Source organism: Deinococcus sp. (assembly GCF_018260405.1).
In the GTDB taxonomy this organism is placed as follows: domain Bacteria; phylum Deinococcota; class Deinococci; order Deinococcales; family Deinococcaceae; genus Deinococcus.
Map to the genome: position 1 here is coordinate 1 of NZ_JAGLBG010000159.1, position 3,281 is coordinate 3,281.

The following is a 3,281-nucleotide window of genomic DNA, read 5'->3' on the forward strand; positions in this document are numbered from 1 at the left end:
ATTTTTTACCCTCAGTGATGCAGACCGCTCGGTGACGGCTGGACGTCGTCGTCCAGAATCTCAACTGGGTTTCGCAGTGCAACTCGGCACCCTGCGCTTCTTGGGCACGTTCCTGAGCAATCCACAGGAAACGCCAGCCGTCGTAGTCGAGCATGTCGCTCAGCAACTTGGCCTCCCAAGGCAGGAGTTCGTGCGTTACGCCCTACGCGCCGCAACCCGACACCAGCACCGCAAACTGATCCTCGACCATCTGGATTATCTAGAGTTTGACGGCTTCCAGGCCTTTCGCCTCAACCGCTGGCTCTACGCGCAACTGAAATTGAGTGCCATGCGGCCCAGCGTCCTCTTCGACCTGGCGACAGCCCACCTGATTGCCCAGCGCATCGTTCTGCCCGGAGTCAGCACTCTGGCACGGCTGATTTCACGAATCCGCGAGCGGTATACCGCTCGCACCTACACCACTCTGAGCGAACGCCTTTCTCCTGAACAGCGTATGGCCTTGACCAACCTGCTCACGGTTCCTGAAACCGACTGGATGGCCCCTCTGGAGCGTCTGCGAACCCCACCTGACCGCATCAGCGCCCCAGCGCTTTATCAGGCGTTGCACCGGATTGAAAAGATTCGTGCGGTGGGCGTCAGTCAGCTTGACCTGAGCGACATTCCCACCTCGCGGCAGACGATTCTGGTCAGGCAGGTGCAGGCCGCTCGTGTTCAATCCCTGGAACGCTCTGGGGAAGAACGTCGTCTGGCAAGGCTGCTGGTGTATGTCCAATATCTGGAACGCAGCGCCACCGATGACGCGCTGGAACTGTTCGAGAATCACATCAATGACCTGAGCCTGCGTGGGGAAGCGAAACGCCGTCAGGAACGCTGGCGTTCCCTGAAAGACCTCGACCAGGCCGCCCTGTTGCTCAGGGAAGTCGCGCTGGTACTCCTCGACGAGACGGTTCCCCCGGAGAAAGTCCGTGAGGTCGCGCTGCAACGGGTGAACCAGCCACAGCTTCGGGACGCTGCGAGTAAAGTGGCTGAACTCGCCAGCCCAGATAGCGATACGACACCGGAAGCCCTCAGCCGTTACTACAACACGATCCGCCGATTCTGGCGACTGTTTCTGCTGACCATCCAGTTCAACGGAACGCCCAGCGCCCAACCGTTGCTGGACGCTCTGGCTTTCCTGAAACGCATGGACGAGCCAGGCGGCGGGAAACCGAAATGGAGCGAAGCCCCCAGGGGCTTCGTGTCGCGGGCCTGGGAAAGACACGTCTTTCCCGCCAAAGGTGTGGTCGATCCCCAGGCGTATACCCTCTGTGCCGCGAAGCGGCTCCAGCAAGCCCTGCACCGCCGGGAAGTCTTCGTCGAGCGCAGCGAGCGCTATGGCGATCCCCGCGCTGAACTGTTGCAGGGACAGGCATGGCTGGATGTGCGGGATGACGTGTGCCGCGCTCTCAGCCGCAGCCTGGACGCCAGAGCCGAACTGGAACTGCTGCGGATCGAACTGGGGCAGACCTATCAGGCTGTGATGGACAATCTTCCCAACAACGCGGCGCTGACGTTCGAGCTTGAGAAAGGCCAGACTCATCTGAGTCTGGCTGCTCCGACGGCTCTGCCCGAACCGGAGAGCCTGCTGGCTCTGCGGGCGATGGTGCTCAGTCGCCTACCAGCGGTGGATTTACCGGAACTGCTGCTGGAAGTTCACGCCCTGACGGGCTTTGCCAGCGCCTTTACCCACATCACGGAAGCGAAATCTTCTGCCGATGATCTGCCGTTGAGTATCTGCGCTGTGCTGCTCGCCCAAGCCTGCAATATCGGACTGAAAGCAGTTTCACGCCCTGATGTTCGGGCGCTGACCATCGCCCGCCTGTCGTGGGTGCAACAGAATTACCTGCGGGCGGAAACGCTGGCCGCCTCAAATGCCTGTCTGGTCGATACGCAGTACGATTTGCCGCTGGCCCAGGTCTGGGGCGGCGGGGAAGTCGCCTCTGCCGATGGACTGCGCTTCGTGGTGCCTGTTCGTACCATCAGCGCCGGATGGAACAGCAAATATTTTGGCCCTCAGCGCGGCGTGACCTATTACAACTTCACCAGCGACCAGTTCACCGGCTTCCACGGCATCGTCATTCCAGGGACGATCAGGGATAGCCTATACATCCTCGCGGGCCTGCTGGAACAGCAGACCCGCCTCGACCCCCGCGAGATCATGGCGGATACCCACGGCTACAGCGACGTGGTCTTTGGCCTGTTTGCTTTGCTGGGCTACAAATTCAGTCCCAGAGTGGCCGACCTACATGACCAGAGCTTCTGGCGACTCGACAAAGAAGCCGATTACGGCGCACTGAATGACCTGAGCAGTAACCCGCTGAACGAATCTCTGATTGCAGCCCACTGGGAAGACATGCTCAGGCTAGCAGGATCACTCAAACTGGGGAAAATAGGGGCCATCAGTGTGATGCGAACCCTGCGACGTGGCGGCAGTCTGTCCGGTCTGGGCCGGGCAGTGGCTGAGTTCGGACGGATTGAGAAAACGCTGTACCTGCTGCATTACATCGACGATGAAACGTACCGCCAGCGGATTCTGCGGCAGCTCAATCGAGGCGAACAGCGCCACGGCGTGGCGCGGGTGGTCTTCCACGGGGGCAGAGGGGAATTACGGCAGAAATACCGCGAGGGGATGGAAGACCAGTTGGGAGCACTGGGGCTGGTGGTGAATGCGATTGTCCTGTGGAATACGCGCTACATACAGGAAATCCTGGAACAGCTCAAGCGTGATGGCGCTGAAGTGCGTGATGAGGACGTAGCCCGCCTGACCCCACTGGTTCACGAGCATGTGAACATGCTCGGACGATACGACTTCACCTTGCCGGAAGCGATTGCTGCCGGGCAACTGCGAACGCTACGCGACCCGAATACCCTGGAAGCTTATCTTGATCAGATTGAATTGTAGGCTGGATTACTAGGGTAATTTTTCGCACGGACTCTCACGTCACCCCGTGTACGGCTCGACCTGATAGGCGCTGGCCGCGCCCCCGTGACTAGGATGTTCAGGCCAAACCGTTAGAGCGAGCGGCGCGGCGCTGAACAGGTCACGGGGGGCAAGGTGGTAATACATGGAGGCGGGAAAAGTAAGCACCTGCTCAAAGTCTGGGCCGCTCACCGTCAGGTGTATGTGCTGGCCCTCGACCTGCACCGCGATCAGAAGAGGGGGGGCGTCATGGTCGGGGCGACTCATGACGCGGCCCCCAGCTCGACCGGTCGCCCGTCATACAGGCCCAGGGCCTCGACCA

At 60.4% G+C, this 3,281-nt stretch carries 2 protein-coding genes; one reads left to right on the forward strand and one right to left on the reverse strand.

The features are described 5' to 3' along the window. Positions 1-2,941, forward strand: a 2,941-nt coding sequence (locus QZ269_RS12495; RefSeq protein ID WP_291427034.1) for a Tn3 family transposase, incomplete at its 5' end; no start/stop codon positions are given. Positions 2,942-2,980: 39 nt separating this feature from the next. Here QZ269_RS12495 and QZ269_RS12500 read toward each other — a convergent pair. Continuing rightward, a complete protein-coding gene (locus tag QZ269_RS12500) occupies positions 2,981-3,226 on the reverse strand; it encodes a hypothetical protein (RefSeq protein ID WP_291427035.1) in 246 nt (81 codons plus the stop codon). Positions 3,227-3,281: the final 55 nt, after the last annotated feature.

Coding starts and splice junctions, on each gene's coding strand:
- QZ269_RS12500 (WP_291427035.1), bottom strand. CDS start 3,226: ATGAGTCGCCCCGACCATGACGCCCCCCCTCTTCTGATCGCGGTGCAG.